The organism is Mesorhizobium sp. WSM3873 (assembly GCF_001672445.1).
In the GTDB taxonomy this organism is placed as follows: Bacteria; Pseudomonadota; Alphaproteobacteria; order Rhizobiales; family Rhizobiaceae; genus Mesorhizobium.
The window spans coordinates 163,457-178,349 of the sequence record NZ_LYTM01000057.1; the positions used below are offsets into that span (position 1 = coordinate 163,457).

Sequence of the window (14,893 nt, forward strand, 5' to 3'; positions counted from 1 at the left end):
AGGCAGGAGGCGATCAGGCGAGGCCGAGATCCTTGAGGATCGCGCCGATGCGTGTCGTGTCCTCGGCGACGAACTTGGCATAATCGTCGCCGGTCAGCAGAATCGGCGTCCAGTTGCGGTTCTTGCACTCGGTCGCCCAGGCCTCGCTCTTCGCCATGATCTCGACCATCTTGATCATCGCCGCCTTGTCTTCGTCGGAAACGCCGGGGGGTGCAAAGACGCCGCGCCAGTTGAACAATTCGACGTCGATGCCGGCCTCTTTCAATGTCGGCGCGTCGATGCCTTCCTGGCGCTTGTCCGACGAGATCGCCAGCAGCCGGAGCGCGCCCGCCTTGACCTGCTCGGAGAATTCGCCATAGCCGGAAATGCCGGCCGCGACCTGGTTGCCGAGCAGCGCCGACAGCGCCTCGCCGCCGCCGGCGAACGGCACATAGGACAGGTTGGCGGCAGGCACGCCGGCCGTCTTGGCGATCAGGCCGAACAGGATGTGGTCGGAACCGCCGGCCGAACCGCCGGCCACCGGAACCTTCGTCGGATCCGCCTTCAGAGCCGCGACGAAATCATTGGCCGTCTTGAACGGCGAGGCTGCCGGCACCACCAGCGCCTCGAACTCGCCGGTGAGGCGCGCGATCGGCGTCACTTCGGTGAGATTGTTGGCGGCCTTGTTGGCGATGATGGCGCCAACCATGACCATGCCGGCAACCATCAGCGCGTTGCCCTTGCCCTTCCACTGGTTGACGAATTGCGGCAGGCCGACCGTGCCGCCGGCGCCACCGACATTGGTGATCTGCGAGCCTGAGATCAGCTTTTCGGAGCGCAGCACCTGATCGATCGTGCGCGCGGTCTGGTCCCAGCCGCCGCCGGGGGCCGCCGGCACGAAAATTTGGATTTGCGGGGCGTCCTGCGCAAAGGCGGGTCCGAAATGCAAAGCCGCGAAGCCGGCGGCGGTGGTCGACAAGAATCTGCGTCTGTTCAGCATGGGATTCCTCCAAATCACGACACCTCCTCCGGTGCCTGCCAAGACGTGGCCTGAATTAAGACCCGCATTCGAGTTCAAGCATTTGTTACCGCGTTCTGTCAACGGGAATGCCATTCTGCTGGACAGAACGCATAGGATCGGACTAAATCCGCATGTCCAGGGTCATTCCCGGATGGGCGACCACGATGAAATCGTCACCGCAATGACAGACCTCCCTCCAAGCCAGGCTCCGGCCGACGGCGTAGCCGCGCTCGACAGGGCAATCGCCATCCTCGACGCCTTCACCATTGCCGACCGGTCGCTCGGCCTCGCCGAGATCGCGGCCCGCACCGGCCTCTACAAGAGCACGATCCTCAGATTGGCCAACTCGCTGATGCGCGGGCAATTGCTGGAACGCCTGGAGGACGGACGCTATCGCATCGGACCGGCGACCTTCAGGCTTGGCGCGCTTTACCAGCGCTCGCTCGTGGCGATGGATATCCTGTTGCCGATCATGCGCGATCTCTCCGAGCGGAGCTGGGAAAGCGTCGCCTTCTATGTCCGCTCGGGCGACGTCCGCACCTGTCTCTACCGAGTCGAGTCCAAGCACCCGATCCGCTACACGATACGGGAAGGTGACGTGCTGCCCTTGCTGGTTGGTTCGGGCGGCCGGGTGCTGGCCGCTTTCTCGGGAGAGCAGGGCGAGCCTTACGAGACGATCCGGAAAACCTATAGTTACATTTCAATCGGTGACCGCGATCCACAGACTGCCGGCATCTCCGCCCCTGTCTTCGGGCCGGGACGGACACTGCTCGGCGTGCTCACGCTCGCCGGTCCGAACACGCGGGTCGACGCGGCCTTCCTCACCCGCATGAAGCGGCCGCTGCTCGAAGCTGCCGCCCGCGCCACCCGCGCTTTTGGCGAAGATGCATCCATGCTGGATGCGGCAAGCCTCGACACGCCGCCGGAGCCCACAACGGATCCGGGTTTTGGCGAGCATCAAATTCGAGTTTCCGGCACGCAGCAGGCCAATGTCGCCGAGCTTCGGGCAGGTGGACGCTCAAGCGACGGTTAGCTCTTGCCAATCGCGTCCCTTGGCACCAATCTCGGCTCGACGGGCCGCTCATCGGGTGGATGGCGGCGCGATAGGTTTTGCCATGACCCGCGATCAGATGCTCGCCCATCTCCGATCCGCCGACGCCGCGGCGCGCGAGGCGGCGGCGCACGGTCATCATCCATTCGGTGCGGTGCTGGTCGGCCCCGACGACGCCATCCTCATGCGCCAAGGCAATATCGACACCGTCCATCACGCCGAAACCGAACTTGCGCGACGCGCGGCGGCTGCCTATTCGCCGGAGTTTCTCTGGACCTGCACGCTCGTCTCAACCGGCGAGCCCTGCGCGATGTGCACCGGAACGCTCTACTGGGCCAATATCGGCCGGCTGGTTTACGGCTTCGAGGAGACCCAGCTTCTGGCGCTCACCGGGGATCACGCGGCGAATCCGACGATGAGCCTTTCTTCGCGCGCCGTCCTCGACTCCGGGCAGAAAAAGATCGAGGTGTTTGGCCCTTTCGCCGAAGTCGCGGACGAGCTGCTCGCACCACACCGCGATTTCTGGAGGCGCTGACGCCGAGGCTGCGCCCTAAGCTTCCATCCTCCAGGCTTCTGCTTGACTCACATATATCTCACTGGTTATACGTCAATCATAGCCATTGAGTTATCGATCCAGATGACGAACGCACACGATATGCTGTTCCGGACGCTTGCCGATCCGACAAGGCGCGCCATCTTCGAGCGTCTGTGCCGGCAAGGCGAGCAGACGGTCGGCGCACTGACGGCTGAGGCGGGTGTCTCGCAGCCGGCGGTGTCGAAACATCTCGGCCTGCTCAAGCAAGCCGGACTGGTGCGCGACCGCCACGAGGGTCGCCAGACCCATTACAGCGCACAGCTTGGCGCGCTGGCGCCGCTAATGGATTGGACTCGCGATATGGCTGGGTTCTGGGAGAGCCGGTTCGACGATCTCGAGGATCTGCTGCAGAGGATGGATCAATGAACGATATGCCGGCCGGAACGCGCTCCGTTGTCGTCGAGCGCGAGATTCCCTATCCGCCGGAAAAGATCTGGCGGGCACTGACCCAGCCGCATCTCATCGAGGAGTGGCTGATGAAGAACAACTTCAAGCCGGTCGTAGACCACCGTTTCGAACTGAGCGCGGACTGGGGCGGTGTCGAGTGCCAGGTCCAGACAGTCGAGCCAAACAAAACGCTTTCCTACACATGGGACACCAAGGATCTAGAGAGCGTCGTCACATGGACGCTCACCCCGACCAGCGCCGGCACTCGCCTGCGCATGGAGCAGACGGGCTTCCGGACTGACCAGGAGCCGTATTTCCGAGGTGCCACTGTTGGCTGGCCGAGGTTCTTTGCGGCCTTGGAGCAGGTGCTTTCGCGGATCGAGTGAGGGCGGCAATCTCATCCAGATGACGCAGCCTGGCGCGCTGGTAAGCCCAGCGTTCATTGGATCTTTCAGAGGAGGAAGCATTGGACTGGAGCAAGTGGATCAGGCAGTTGCATCGCTGGCTGTCGATCATCTTTACCACCACCGTCATCGCCAACTTCATCGCCATGGCATTGGGCGAGCCGCCCGCCTGGGTGGTCTATTCGCCGTTCCTGCCGCTTTTCCTGCTGTTGTTCAGCGGCCTCTACATGTTCGTGCTGCCCCATGCCGCAAGATGGCGCGGTGAGCCGGCGCGCGAGCGCGCCGGACCGGCCTGATGGCGAAATCGGCAAAGGTTGCAGCCAGGCCGCCGGGGGAAAAACCCGTCCTGCTTTCGGGCGGCAACCCGCAGATCGCCAAGGGGTATGGTGACGCTCCCGTGCAGGCCTATATCGCGGCGATGCCGGGTTGGAAGAGCGAGCTAGGCCGCCGGCTCGACCAACTCATCATGCAGGCCGTCCCCGACGCGCAGAAGGCCGTCAAATGGAACTCGCCGTTTTACGGCATGGACGGCGAAGGCTGGTTTCTCGGCATTCATTGTTTCATCAGATACGTCAAAGTGGCCTTCTTTCGCGGCATGTCGCTGACGCCGGTGCCGCCCGGCGAATCCAAGAGCAAGGACACGCGCTATTTTCACATCCATGAGGACGACCAGCTCGACGAAGCGCAATTCGTCTCCTGGGTGAAACAGGCAAGTCAATTGCCTGGCGAACGAATGTAAGCGCATTATCGGTCACTCACGGTCCGCCCGACGAGACATCATGGCGATCCGTCTAGCGGGTGTTGAAGGAGAACACATATGGAGAAAATCGGCGTGCAGGAAAGCAAGTCTCCTTCCGAGCTGATCGATGGCCGTATCGCGGACTTGGGCGATTGGCGGGGCGAGATGCTCGGCCGGCTGCGCGCCCTGATTAAGGATGCCGATCCGGACGTCACCGAGGAATGGAAGTGGCGCGGCGTGCCGGTCTGGGAGGACGCCGGAATGATCTGCACCGGCGAGACCTACAAGGCCGTCGTCAAGCTGACCTTCGCCAAGGGCGCGGCGCTGCCGGATCCCTTACGCCTCTTCAACTCCAGCCTTGAAGGCAACACAAGGCGCGCCATCGATTTTCGCGAAGGCGAGGAGATCGACCAGGAAGCGTTCAAGACTCTCGTGCGAGCAGCGGTGGCCCTGAACAGGTCCAAGGCCAGACGCTGATCCGAGAAGCGCTTCAGCACCGGAGGCGGACGAACCCGGCATTGCCCTCTAGGCTGCTGCCCCTCCGGCCCACCGCTCCAGCAGGATCGTCGGCTTGTCGTGATAGGTGGTCCGCAGGATCTCGCGATAGCCGCTCTTATCTGCGACCTTGAGCGAGGCGCCATTTTCGGGATCGATGATGCAGACGGTCCTGGCTCGCCCGAACGCCTCGTCACCCCAGGCAACGATGCGCCCGACGACTTCGCTTGCAAGCCCCTGGCCATGCGCACCCGAAGCTAAAGCCCAGCCGGCTTCCGGCACGCCTTCGATCGAGGGCTCGATCTCGCGCTTCAGATCATGGAACCCGGCCTCGCCGAGGAAGCGGCCAGTCGCCTTGTCCTCGATCGCCCAGAACCCATAGCCAAGCAGCGACCACAGCCCGGCATGGCGCAGGAAGCGCATCCAGCTTTCCTCGCGCGTGCGCGGCTTGCCGCCGATGAAGCGGGTGACCCCCGGGTCCGCCCACATCGCGACATAGGTCTCGAAATCGTCGAGCCGATGCGGCCGCAGGACCGTCCGCGCGGTCTCGAGGATCGGCACCCCGGCTTCCCTTGCAATGCTCATCGCGTCCTCTCCTTTGAGCGGCAGCGCTTAGCAAACCTGCACGTTCGAACAAGGGCCAGGATCGCTCGGGGCATCCTCCAGCGACGCAAGTAGATGAGCGCAGTCATTGACCGGCTGACATTTCGGCGTGTGGGATTCTCGACAGGCGATGTTAGTCTTCGGACGAAGCTGATTCAGCGATATCGCGGCGCCGTCTGAATACGAGGAAAGATAATGGACACCACCGACCTTCTGCTGGCGATCGTCCATCATCTTCTTGTGTTCTCGCTGGCCGGCATCATTGGCGCCGAGTTCGTGCTGGTGCGCGGCGAGTTGGGGGCGACGACGCTCAAGCGCCTTGTCGGCATCGACCGCCACTACGGCATCATCGCCGCGCTGATCGTCATCGTCGGCATCTGCCGAGTGTTCTTCGGCCTGAAGGGTTGGGAGTTCTACGTCTTCAACTGGGTGTTCTGGGCAAAGATGATGGCCTTCATCATCGTCGGCCTGCTGTCGATCATCCCGACCGTGCGCTTCATCTCCTGGAGCAGGCAGGCGAGCGGCAATCCATCCTTCTCGGTTCCGGCGGCGGAGCTCGCCTCGGTGAAGAACTATGTCCGCGCCGAGGGCTTCATCTTCCTGCTCATCCCGGTCTTTGCGGCGGCGATGGCGCGCGGCTACGGTTATTAGAATAGAACCGAGGAAGAGCAGGGATCGGGCAGCAACCGGCATCCGCCAAACGTACCGTCGTCAGATGTCGACATCCCGCGATCCATCATCCGACCCAGATCTTTTCCATCCATCTTGCGGGTGATTTGTAGATAATTGCGGTTTGCCGTTTGAGTCCGATTGCAATCTGCTAGCCTGCACTAGTTGCTATTGCATCCACAGCCGTCGCCGAGAGGAATTTCGCGCGGTGGCTGAAGATTCATACTCTGGGAGGAAGTCACAATGAGAAAATTTGTTGCCGCTCTGGCTGCCGCAGCGGCCGTCACGCTTTATCCGTTCGCCGCGGGCGCGCAGACCTATCCGGAACGCACCATCACCGTGGTGGTGCCGTTTGCGGCCGGCGGCCCGACCGACACGGTCACACGCCTCATCGCCGAAGCCATGTCGAAGGATCTCGGCCAGCAGGTCATCGTCGAGAATGTCGGCGGTGCCGGCGGCACGCTGGGCGCGGGCCGCGTCGCGAAGGCTGACCCGGACGGTTATACGCTGCTCCTCCACCACATCGGCATGGCGACCAGTGCGACGCTGTACAGAAAGCTCGCATACGACACGCTCAACGCCTTCGAATATGTCGGCCTCGTCACCGAGGTGCCAATGACCGTCGTCGGCCGCAAGGACCTTGAGCCGACCGATCTGAAGGGACTGGTCGAGTACGCCAAGGCCAACAAGGATACTGTCACCGTCGCCAATGCCGGGATCGGTGCGGCCTCGCATTTGTGCGGCATGCTGTTCATGAGCGCCATCGGTACGCCGCTGGTCACCGTGCCCTACAAGGGCACCGGCCCGGCAATGACCGATCTTCTTGGCGGCCAGGTCGACATGATGTGCGACCAGACGACCAACACCACCAAGCAGATCCAGGGCGGCACGATCAAGGCCTATGCCGTCACCTCGCCGGAACGCCTCGATGTGCTGCCGGACGTCCCGACGACGACGGAAGGCGGCCTTCCCGAGGTGCAGGTCAGCATCTGGCACGGCCTCTACGCACCAAAGGGTACGCCGGCCGAGATCACCAGACGCCTGTCGAAATCGCTGCAGGTCGCGCTGAAGGATCAGAACGTCGCCGCCCGCTTCGCCGAACTCGGCACCAAGCCGTCGCCCGAAGCCGACGCGACACCGGCGGCACTGAAGGCCAAGCTTGAAAGCGAGATCGGGCGCTGGAAGCCGATCATCGAAGCCGCCGGCCAGTACGCCGACTGAGGTTTTGGACGGGGCGCGATCGGCGCCCCGTTTTTGCTTCGGCCCCGTTTTGCGTTGCAACGGCGCGTCCGATGCGCACCTGAGAGGAACGTGATGAAGCCTTTCGCAATCGACACGACCAACGGCATATGCGCCGCGCTGTTCATCGCCTTCGGCGCATTTTTCGCGCTGCAGTCGCTCGGCCTCGAAATCGGCACCGCCTTCCGCATGGGACCGGGCTATTTCCCGCTGGTCCTGGCGATCGTGCTGCTCCTGCTTGGCGTTATCATTCTCGTCCAGGCAGTGCGCTTCGAGAGCGAGGCGATCGGCCACATTGCGTGGCGCGGCATGCTGCTCATCCTCCCCGCTCCGATCTTCTTCGGCCTGACGGTGCGCGGCCTCGGCTTCATCCCGTCGATCTTCCTGACGGCGCTGATCGCATCCTTTGCCAGCGCCCGCATGAAACCGCTGACCGCGCTCGTGTTATCGGCCGGCCTGACGCTGTTTGCGTCGCTCGTCTTCAGCTACGCACTCGGCCTGCCGTTCCGACGCTTTGGCCCGTGGCTGCCATTGTGAGGAGATGACCATGGAACTCCTCGCCAACTTGGTGCTCGGCTTTTCGACGGCGACATCGCTGACAAATCTCGGTTTCTGTCTGATCGGCGTCCTTCTCGGCACGCTGATCGGCGTCCTGCCCGGCATCGGCGCCACCGCAACCATCGCCATGCTCTTGCCGATTACGTTCCAGATAGGCGACCCGGTTTCCTCTCTCATCATGCTCGCCGGCATCTATTACGGCGCGCAATATGGCGGCTCCACCACCGCCATTCTCATCAATATGCCCGGCGAATCCTCGTCAGCCGTCACCGCAATCGACGGCTACCATATGGCCAAGAACGGCCGCGCCGGGGCGGCACTCGCGATCGCGGCGATAGGCTCGTTCTTTGCCGGCACGGTGTCGACCTTCCTGGTCGCCATCTTTGCTCCGCCGCTGACGGCGATGGCGCTGGAATTCGGCGCGGCCGAATACTTTTCGCTGATGGTCGTCGGCCTCGCCTCGTCCGTCGCGCTCGCCCACGGCTCGATAGTCAAGGCGCTGGCCATGGTTGTGCTCGGCCTGCTGCTCGGCATTGTCGGAACCGACATCTATACCGGCACGCCGCGCTTCACGCTCGGCATCACCCAATATGCCGACGGGCTGAATTTCGTCGCGGTAGCGGTCGGCGTCTTCGGCGTCGCCGAGATCCTGCGCAACCTCGAGAACGAGCATGAGCGCTCCGTGCTGATCCGAAGAGTCTCCGGCCTCATGCCGACCCGCGAGGATTTTCGGCGCATGGCCGCGCCCATCATGCGCGGAACGATCATTGGTTCGGCGCTCGGCATCTTGCCGGGAGGCGGCGCGATCCTTGCAGCCTTTGCCTCCTACACGGTCGAAAAGCGCGTATCGAAAAACCCGGGGGAGTTCGGCAAGGGCGCCATCGAAGGGGTCGCCGGGCCGGAATCGGCCAACAATGCCGGCGCGCAGACCTCCTTCATCCCCATGCTGACGCTTGGCATTCCGGCCAATCCGGTAATGGCGCTGATGATCGGCGCGATGATCATCCAGGGCATCGTGCCCGGCCCCAATGTCGCGACCGAACAGCCGGAGCTGTTTTGGGGCATCATCGCCTCAATGTGGATCGGCAACCTGATGCTGATCGTCCTCAACCTGCCGCTGATAGGGCTTTGGGTGAAGCTCCTTACGATCCCATATTACGTGCTGTTTCCGATCATCATGGCGTTCTGCTCGATCGGCGTCTACAGCGTCAACACCAATGTTTACGACCTCTACGCCGTCGCCTTCTTTGGCTTGCTCGGCTACCTCCTGACCAAGCTGCGCTGCGAACCCGCGCCACTGCTGCTCGGCTTCGTGCTCGGCCCGTTGCTTGAGGAAAACTTGCGTCGCGCCATGATTCTGTCGCGCGGCGACCCGAGCACCTTCGTGACGAGACCGATCAGCGCCAGCTTGCTCTTCATCGCGCTCGCCGTGCTCGTCATCGTCTTCCTGCCCGCGGTCAAGAAGAAGCGCGAAGAGGTGTTTGTGGAGGAAAATTAAGTCGTTGAAGCCCGTTGCGATTTTTCAATTCGGCGTTTTGGCCGCAGGCGCCGTCGGCTGGCACTATCCGGCTAGCTGACACCAATCGCTCGGTCCTCAGTTTCGTCGAGCGGCGCGAGCTCGATCAGCGGCGCCGGCAGGTCGGTGGTCTTTTCCTTGGACTTGCAGATATCCGCGATGACACAGACCGGGCAGTCGGGCTTGCGCGCCTTGCAGACATAGCGGCCATGCAGGATCAGCCAGTGATGGGCGTGCCGCATGTATTCGGCGGGGATGACTTTTATCAGCCCCTGCTCAACCTGTTCCGGCGTTTTGCCGGGCGCCAATCCAATACGATTGCCGATGCGAAAGATATGCGTGTCCACCGCCATCGTGTGCTGGCCGAAGGCGACGTTGAGCACGACATTGGCGGTCTTGCGTCCCACGCCCGGCAGCTTGACCAGCTCGTCCCGATCTTCGGGCACCTTGCCGGCATAGTCGTCGATCAGTGCCTTCGAGAGCGCGACCACGTTCTTGGCCTTGTTGCGCCACAGGCCTATGGTGCGGATGTAGTCGCCGACCTTGGCCTCACCGAGCGCCAGCATCTTGTGCGGTGTATCGGCGACCGAAAACAGCGGCTTCGTTGCCTTGTTTACCCCGGCATCGGTCGCCTGCGCCGACAGCACCACCGCGATCAGAAGAGTGAAGGGATTGACATAGTCGAGCTCACCCTTCGGCTCGGGCCGCTGCACGGAAAAACGCCGAAAAATCTCATGCACCTCGGCGGGCGTGTAAAGCGAGCGCAGCCCGCCCTTCCGGGAGGGCGTCTTTGCTTTTGCACTGCCGCCTGAGGCTGAGGCCGACGGCTTTTTGACGGGGAAGGATTTTTTGGACTTGGGCGGCGCCATTCCCTTCCTATAATATTTCCGTATGAGCGACACAAACGCCTCGTTCGAAGCCGACAAGCCATTCTTCCAAGCCCTGCTGACGCCGCATCGCTCCCTCGGTCGGACCGGCTTTCTGATATTGATGGGCGCCCTGGTGTTCGGCTGGGCGGTCACCGGCGCGATCTTCCTGGCTCATGGCGCATGGCCGGTCTTCGGCTTCTTGGGGCTGGACGTGGTCGCCGTCTACATCGCCTTTCGCGCCAACTACCGGGCGGCCCGCGCCCGTGAGGAAATATCGGTCTCGCGCACCAGGCTTGACATCCGCAAAACGGCGCCGTCGGGCCGCTTCGAGGATCATCGCTTCAACCCGTTCTGGACCCGCTTTTCGATCGCCCGCCATGCCGAGATCGGCATCACCAAAATGGCCGTCGAGGCGCAAGGCGAAAGCGTTTCGATCGGGTCTTTCCTGGATCCCGATTCCCGCGAAAGCTTTGCTGCTGCCTTTTCGCACGCACTGGCGACCGCCAGGGCGCGTTGAACTAGCACGGCGCTCGGCGCCCTTGCCGTAGAGCGTCATCAGCAAGGTCTGCCTTACCCCGGTAAAATCTATCTTTTCGCCGGCCGTCATCGCCCTTCGGCTCGAAGCCTGCTCGATCTGGGTAGGGGCCGGAGGAAGGCAGGTTTCGGGTGGTGGCAATGCGCGGGAAGACCGATATTCGCGGCCGAGCAGATAGCCATGGGAGATATTGCCATGAACGCCCAGATGACCATGAATACCCGGATGGAACCGTCAGCGATCCTGCAGAACGACATCACGCCCGTGGGCAGCGACTACGAAATCGTGCGCCGCGCCATCGAGAAGATCAGCCTCGACTATCGCGACCAGCCCTCGCTGGAGGTCCTGGCCGAGGCGGTCGGCGAGACGCCGACGGGCCTGCAGAAACTGTTCACGCGCTGGGCCGGCCTGTCGCCCAAGGCCTTTCTGCAGGCGGTGACGCTCGACCATGCGCGCAGGCTGCTTGATTCCGGCATGCCGCTGCTCGAAACCTCGTTCGAGCTCGGCATGTCGGGCCCCGGCCGGCTGCACGACCTCTTCGTCACGCACGAAGCGATGTCGCCCGGCGACTACAAGACCCGTGGCGCCGGCCTGACCATCCGCTACGGCTATCATATCTCGCCCTTCGGCATTGCGTTGATCATGGTCACCGATCGCGGGCTGGCCGGCCTGGCCTTCTGCGACGCCGGCGGCGAGCGGGCTGCCTTCGCCGATATGTCCGGCCGCTGGCCGAACGCAGCTTACGTCGAGGACATGTCGGCCACCCAGCCCTATGCCGCGCGCGTCTTCGATCCGACAAGATGGCGCGCCGACCAGCCGCTGCGTGTGGTGATGATCGGCACCGATTTCCAGCTGCGCGTCTGGGAGGCGCTGCTGCGCATTCCGATGGGCAGGGCCTGCACCTATTCCTCGATTGCGGCAAGCATCGGCGCGCCGAGCGCCAGCCGGGCCGTCGGTGCGGCGGTGGGCGCCAATCCGATGTCCTTCGTGGTTCCTTGCCATCGTGCGCTCGGCAAGTCCGGCGCCCTCACCGGCTACCACTGGGGACTGACGCGCAAGCGCGCCATCCTCGGCTGGGAGGCGGGACAAATGGCGTCCTGAAACTTCGTTTTTTCCGCGCGCCATTGCGAAAAACCGTGGATCTGAATATAGGTAAGTATAATCGAAACAATACATCCGAAATATCGGGATATGCAACCGGAGACAACCTCAGGTTTCGCCGGTTGTATTTTGAATTGTTTGCAGTCGTTATCTTGTTTAACGCTAAATTAACTACGATAAACGGATGATACCTCTGTATTGAGCCGCATTTTCCGGCTCGAAAGAGGGGTCTCATGAAGTTCTTTCGCGTCGCAATGGCCGCGAGCCTGCTGGCCGTCTGCACCGGCCAGACTGCATCGGCAGCCACCGGAAACGTCCTCTTCAACGGCACTATCACCGCTACCTGCACGGTCACGATCAACTCTAACGGAGCGATGACCGTCAGCAGCAATCTTCAGTCGCTGAGCTCTCACAATGCCGGCGGTTCGGCCGGCAGCGCCCAGGTCGATACCACCGGCGGCGTCACGCTCAGCGTCGATCCGGTCACCACCACCACCGTCCCGGCCTCGGACACCACGGCCACGACATGGACCCCGACCTTTGCCACCTCCGGCGCGCAGACCATTGCCGAAACCGGCACAGCGACGGCGCTCACGGTACCGGGCACATCGACGGTCGCGGTCAATCTTGCCGGCACCAAAAGCGGCACGGACCGCTTCTCCGCCGGCAACTACCAGGCAACCGTGACGCTGCGCTGCGAATAGCCCTCTCGCGAAAGGAGCGCTCCTTGAGAACGATTGGAATCCTGGCGGCGGGGCTGATCGCCGTGCTGTCTCCCATTGCCGCGGCGGGCCAGTCGATGACGCCGATGCGGGGCGAGGTCAGGTCCTTCACCGATGCTTTCGCGGTCCGGGTTTTCCCCGGCAACCCCTACGACCAGCGCATACGCGTCGAGATTCATGTCTATGACCAGGACTTTCGGCCGATCGACGCCAGGATCACGCCGAAGGCCTTCGTTCTGGCCGGCCAGGCGTCGCGCCCGGTTCTGGTGGTCGTCCCGTTCGACGGCGCGAACGAGCGTAAAGTGCGTATCTGTACCGAGAGTATCCCCTTTCCAAGCGAGCAGACGCAGATAAGGGCTCAGATATGCGGAAAGTTCTTCGGGCATCGCAGGTTCTGACGCTTGCCCTGCTGCCCGCCTTGGCGGTCGCAAGTCAGGGGTATGCTGAGGATATACTGAACCTGAACCAGAACCAGACTGGCTTCACCTTGCCCGGCGTCACCCTGCCCCAGGGCCAGGACGAGGTTCATGCTTCCGACGGCACGACCTGCCGCTCGGCCGTTTCCGGCAGCGGCGCCTATCTGGACGTCGGCGTCATCCGCGGCAACAGCAACAGCCAGTCGAACAGCGACCTCGCCACTTACGGCCGCGTGGTGGTCCCGATCGGGCGGACGCCGAAGCGCGTGGATTGCAGCCGCCTCTACGAACTCGAGGTCGAGCGCCTGCAGCTCGAATTGAAGCTGCTCAAGATGGGTCTCGGCGCCGACGGCCAGACGGGAAGCGTGGCTGCTCCCAATCCCGCGACCGCCTCCGCTGCCGCATCGACTGGATGGGCTAACGAGGGCTGGAGCATCAGAGGCACAACCGGCAATGACAAGAAAAAGAAAAAGAAATAGCCGCGCGCTGATCGCCGCGGTGGCTGCGCTTGCAAGCCTCTGTCTCCCGGCTCACGCGGCTATCATCGGCACTTGCACCATCATGATCGGCGCCTCGGGAACGATGAAATCGAACCCCGCCATCAATATCTTCGGTTCCAGGCAGGCGGGCGGGTCGAGCGCCGGCGCCACCATCACCGCGAATGCGACACTATGCACGATCCTCAACCTGCTCGACTGCTATTCCGTCTCGGCACCGGCGCCGATTGCCTTCACGTCCGCGCCGAGCGGCGGCGACACCGACGTCACCTTCGCCACCGTCTTCCGCCTCGATGGCTCAGGCGCGGACATCCCGGGCAGTTCGCCGCAGCGGGTGACCAACGGCACTCACACCATCCAGGTCGATCTCACGGCCACGAAATCGCCGGGCATCTTCCCGGCCGGCAACTACCAGGGCACGGTGACGGTGCGCTGCGAATGATGCTGTGGGCCGGTGCGGCGCACAACCGGCTTGATCTGGCAATATACGGTCTTTGCGGCTAGCCTCCCGCGCAAGCAACTGCGTAAATGCAAGGACTTGCGGCATCGGCCTTCGATCGAAGGCTCGCCCGCTCGTGCAGGAGGCCTTTCTTGATCATCATCGTCGGCTCGATCAACCTCGACCTGATCGCCAATGTCGACCGTTTGCCTGAACCCGGCGAGACGGTCCGCGGCTCCGGCTTTGCCACCGCTCCCGGCGGCAAAGGCGCCAACCAGGCGCTGGCCGCGGCCCGCGCGGGCGCTGAGGTGCGCATGGTCGGCGCCGTCGGCAAGGACAGCTTTGCCGCCGAAGCGCTGGCGCTGCTGAAGGCCGGCGGTGTCGATCTTTCCGGCGTCGGCGAGAGCTTCGCCTCCACCGGCACAGCGCTCATCCTGGTCGGTGCCGACGGCGAGAATGTGATCGCCGTCGTGCCGGGCGCTAACGATTCTGTACTGCCCGGCGACATCGCGAAGGCGTATCTGAAGAAGGGCGATGTCGTGCTTTTGCAGCACGAGATCCCGCTGCCCACGGTCGAAGCGGCGCTCGATGCAACCCGCGCGGCGGGTGCCGTCAGCGTGCTCAACACCGCGCCTTTCCGCCCCGAGGCGGCGGGCTTTCTCGGCAAGGCCGACTACGCCGTCGCCAACGAGACCGAGTTCGACCTCTATGGCGAGGCGCTGGCGCTCACCGGCCACGACCGGGAGGCGCGGATGCGCGACTATGCTCAAAAGACAGGCCGCGCCATCGTCGTGACACTCGGCGGCGACGGCGTGCTGGCCGCCACTCCCGACCATTTCCTCACCGTCCCGGCACTGAAGATAACTCCGGTCGACACGGTCGGCGCCGGCGACACCTTTTGCGGCTATTTCGGCGCCGGCCTGTCGTCCGCCCTTTCGCTCGAACAGGCGCTCACGCGCGCCGCGGCGGCAGGCTCGCTCGCTTGCTTGAAGCCGGGTGCGCAGCCGGCGATTCCGCTGCCGAAGGATGTCGACGCGGCCTTGGCCGCGCGGTGACGG

Annotated in this window: 21 protein-coding genes; 18 read left to right on the forward strand and 3 right to left on the reverse strand. The window is 63.3% G+C overall.

Annotated features, from left to right (window positions below; genetic code table 11):
* Positions 1-13 precede the first annotated feature (13 nt).
* A complete protein-coding gene (locus A9K71_RS29195; protein ID WP_067003996.1) occupies positions 14-979 on the reverse strand; it encodes a tripartite tricarboxylate transporter substrate-binding protein in 966 nt (321 codons plus the stop codon).
* Between the two features lie 202 nt (positions 980-1,181).
* Here A9K71_RS29195 and A9K71_RS29200 point away from each other — a divergent pair, with 202 nt between their 5' ends.
* The 7 genes from A9K71_RS29200 to A9K71_RS29230 all read left to right on the forward strand — a co-directional run bounded on the left by A9K71_RS29200 (position 1,182) and on the right by A9K71_RS29230 (position 4,653).
* Complete coding sequence (locus tag A9K71_RS29200) at positions 1,182-2,033, forward strand: IclR family transcriptional regulator (protein ID WP_082980771.1); 852 nt, start codon at positions 1,182-1,184, stop codon at positions 2,031-2,033.
* Positions 2,034-2,115: 82 nt separating this feature from the next.
* A complete protein-coding gene (locus A9K71_RS29205) occupies positions 2,116-2,586 on the forward strand; it encodes a nucleoside deaminase (RefSeq protein ID WP_067004204.1) in 471 nt (156 codons plus the stop codon).
* A gap of 102 nt (positions 2,587-2,688) precedes the next feature.
* Positions 2,689-3,012: a metalloregulator ArsR/SmtB family transcription factor gene (locus tag A9K71_RS29210; protein WP_067003998.1), complete on the forward strand. Its 324-nt coding sequence runs from the start codon at positions 2,689-2,691 to the stop codon at positions 3,010-3,012.
* Entirely contained in the window at positions 3,009-3,419 is a 411-nt protein-coding gene (locus tag A9K71_RS29215; protein ID WP_067004000.1) for an SRPBCC domain-containing protein, read from the forward strand. Before A9K71_RS29210 ends, A9K71_RS29215 begins: the two co-directional genes overlap by 4 nt.
* Before the next feature lie 80 nt (positions 3,420-3,499).
* A complete protein-coding gene (locus A9K71_RS29220) occupies positions 3,500-3,733 on the forward strand; it encodes a hypothetical protein (RefSeq protein ID WP_067004002.1) in 234 nt (77 codons plus the stop codon).
* The gene (locus A9K71_RS29225; protein WP_067004003.1) at positions 3,733-4,176 is read left to right on the forward strand and encodes a DUF1801 domain-containing protein; all 444 of its coding nucleotides are present in this window, start codon (positions 3,733-3,735) and stop codon (positions 4,174-4,176) included. The genes A9K71_RS29220 and A9K71_RS29225 overlap by 1 nt, the downstream gene beginning before the upstream one ends.
* 78 nt (positions 4,177-4,254) lie before the next feature.
* Positions 4,255-4,653 (forward strand): DUF1801 domain-containing protein, encoded by a 399-nt coding sequence (locus tag A9K71_RS29230; RefSeq protein WP_067004005.1) that lies wholly within the window; start codon positions 4,255-4,257, stop codon positions 4,651-4,653.
* Between the two features lie 48 nt (positions 4,654-4,701).
* Here the strand turns inward: A9K71_RS29230 and A9K71_RS29235 are convergent, their stop codons facing one another.
* A complete protein-coding gene (locus A9K71_RS29235) occupies positions 4,702-5,256 on the reverse strand; it encodes a GNAT family N-acetyltransferase (protein WP_067004007.1) in 555 nt (184 codons plus the stop codon).
* Between the two features lie 213 nt (positions 5,257-5,469).
* On the opposite strand from A9K71_RS29235, the gene A9K71_RS29240 reads away from it, so the two are divergent.
* From A9K71_RS29240 to A9K71_RS29255, 4 genes are all read left to right on the forward strand, one after another.
* On the forward strand, positions 5,470-5,925 hold the full coding sequence (locus A9K71_RS29240; protein ID WP_067004009.1) for a DUF2214 family protein: 456 nt from the start codon (positions 5,470-5,472) through the stop codon (positions 5,923-5,925).
* A 261-nt stretch (positions 5,926-6,186) separates the two neighbouring features.
* A complete protein-coding gene (locus A9K71_RS29245; RefSeq protein WP_067004010.1) occupies positions 6,187-7,164 on the forward strand; it encodes a tripartite tricarboxylate transporter substrate-binding protein in 978 nt (325 codons plus the stop codon).
* Between the two features lie 93 nt (positions 7,165-7,257).
* Positions 7,258-7,719 carry a tripartite tricarboxylate transporter TctB family protein gene (locus A9K71_RS29250; RefSeq protein WP_067004012.1) on the forward strand — a complete coding sequence of 154 codons (462 nt, stop codon included), beginning with the start codon at positions 7,258-7,260 and terminating at the stop codon, positions 7,717-7,719.
* 10 nt (positions 7,720-7,729) lie between these two features.
* Complete coding sequence (locus A9K71_RS29255; RefSeq protein WP_067004205.1) at positions 7,730-9,238, forward strand: tripartite tricarboxylate transporter permease; 1,509 nt, start codon at positions 7,730-7,732, stop codon at positions 9,236-9,238.
* Between the two features lie 71 nt (positions 9,239-9,309).
* On the opposite strand, the gene nth is transcribed toward A9K71_RS29255, so the two are convergent.
* A complete protein-coding gene (gene nth, locus A9K71_RS29260; protein ID WP_067004014.1) occupies positions 9,310-10,125 on the reverse strand; it encodes an endonuclease III in 816 nt (271 codons plus the stop codon).
* A gap of 22 nt (positions 10,126-10,147) precedes the next feature.
* On the opposite strand from nth, the gene A9K71_RS29265 reads away from it, so the two are divergent.
* The 7 genes from A9K71_RS29265 (at position 10,148) to A9K71_RS29295 (ending at position 14,890) form a co-directional block, all read left to right on the forward strand.
* A complete protein-coding gene (locus tag A9K71_RS29265) occupies positions 10,148-10,642 on the forward strand; it encodes a DUF2244 domain-containing protein (protein ID WP_067004016.1) in 495 nt (164 codons plus the stop codon).
* 213 nt (positions 10,643-10,855) lie between these two features.
* Positions 10,856-11,761, forward strand: coding sequence for a methylated-DNA--[protein]-cysteine S-methyltransferase (locus tag A9K71_RS29270; RefSeq protein ID WP_067004018.1), 906 nt, complete (start codon positions 10,856-10,858; stop codon positions 11,759-11,761).
* 233 nt (positions 11,762-11,994) lie between these two features.
* Positions 11,995-12,465, forward strand: coding sequence for a hypothetical protein (locus A9K71_RS29275; protein ID WP_067004020.1), 471 nt, complete (start codon positions 11,995-11,997; stop codon positions 12,463-12,465).
* Positions 12,466-12,488: 23 nt separating this feature from the next.
* Entirely contained in the window at positions 12,489-12,881 is a 393-nt protein-coding gene (locus A9K71_RS29280) for a hypothetical protein (protein ID WP_067004022.1), read from the forward strand.
* Positions 12,848-13,378: a hypothetical protein gene (locus tag A9K71_RS29285; RefSeq protein WP_067004024.1), complete on the forward strand. Its 531-nt coding sequence runs from the start codon at positions 12,848-12,850 to the stop codon at positions 13,376-13,378. The genes A9K71_RS29280 and A9K71_RS29285 overlap by 34 nt, the downstream gene beginning before the upstream one ends.
* A complete protein-coding gene (locus tag A9K71_RS29290) occupies positions 13,353-13,838 on the forward strand; it encodes a hypothetical protein (RefSeq protein WP_067004026.1) in 486 nt (161 codons plus the stop codon). The genes A9K71_RS29285 and A9K71_RS29290 overlap by 26 nt, the downstream gene beginning before the upstream one ends.
* 149 nt (positions 13,839-13,987) lie before the next feature.
* Positions 13,988-14,890, forward strand: coding sequence for a ribokinase (locus A9K71_RS29295; protein ID WP_067004028.1), 903 nt, complete (start codon positions 13,988-13,990; stop codon positions 14,888-14,890).
* Positions 14,891-14,893: the final 3 nt, after the last annotated feature.

Coding starts and splice junctions, on each gene's coding strand:
- A9K71_RS29205 (WP_067004204.1), top strand. CDS start 2,116: ATGACCCGCGATCAGATGCTCGCCCATCTCCGATCCGCCGACGCCGCG.
- A9K71_RS29230 (WP_067004005.1), top strand. CDS start 4,255: ATGGAGAAAATCGGCGTGCAGGAAAGCAAGTCTCCTTCCGAGCTGATC.
- A9K71_RS29275 (WP_067004020.1), top strand. CDS start 11,995: ATGAAGTTCTTTCGCGTCGCAATGGCCGCGAGCCTGCTGGCCGTCTGC.
- A9K71_RS29225 (WP_067004003.1), top strand. CDS start 3,733: ATGGCGAAATCGGCAAAGGTTGCAGCCAGGCCGCCGGGGGAAAAACCC.
- A9K71_RS29250 (WP_067004012.1), top strand. CDS start 7,258: ATGAAGCCTTTCGCAATCGACACGACCAACGGCATATGCGCCGCGCTG.
- A9K71_RS29200 (WP_082980771.1), top strand. CDS start 1,182: ATGACAGACCTCCCTCCAAGCCAGGCTCCGGCCGACGGCGTAGCCGCG.
- A9K71_RS29290 (WP_067004026.1), top strand. CDS start 13,353: ATGACAAGAAAAAGAAAAAGAAATAGCCGCGCGCTGATCGCCGCGGTG.
- A9K71_RS29235 (WP_067004007.1), bottom strand. CDS start 5,256: ATGAGCATTGCAAGGGAAGCCGGGGTGCCGATCCTCGAGACCGCGCGG.
- A9K71_RS29285 (WP_067004024.1), top strand. CDS start 12,848: ATGCGGAAAGTTCTTCGGGCATCGCAGGTTCTGACGCTTGCCCTGCTG.
- A9K71_RS29245 (WP_067004010.1), top strand. CDS start 6,187: ATGAGAAAATTTGTTGCCGCTCTGGCTGCCGCAGCGGCCGTCACGCTT.
- A9K71_RS29270 (WP_067004018.1), top strand. CDS start 10,856: ATGAACGCCCAGATGACCATGAATACCCGGATGGAACCGTCAGCGATC.
- A9K71_RS29215 (WP_067004000.1), top strand. CDS start 3,009: ATGAACGATATGCCGGCCGGAACGCGCTCCGTTGTCGTCGAGCGCGAG.
- A9K71_RS29210 (WP_067003998.1), top strand. CDS start 2,689: ATGACGAACGCACACGATATGCTGTTCCGGACGCTTGCCGATCCGACA.
- A9K71_RS29265 (WP_067004016.1), top strand. CDS start 10,148: ATGAGCGACACAAACGCCTCGTTCGAAGCCGACAAGCCATTCTTCCAA.
- A9K71_RS29255 (WP_067004205.1), top strand. CDS start 7,730: ATGGAACTCCTCGCCAACTTGGTGCTCGGCTTTTCGACGGCGACATCG.
- A9K71_RS29240 (WP_067004009.1), top strand. CDS start 5,470: ATGGACACCACCGACCTTCTGCTGGCGATCGTCCATCATCTTCTTGTG.
- nth (WP_067004014.1), bottom strand. CDS start 10,125: ATGGCGCCGCCCAAGTCCAAAAAATCCTTCCCCGTCAAAAAGCCGTCG.
- A9K71_RS29195 (WP_067003996.1), bottom strand. CDS start 979: ATGCTGAACAGACGCAGATTCTTGTCGACCACCGCCGCCGGCTTCGCG.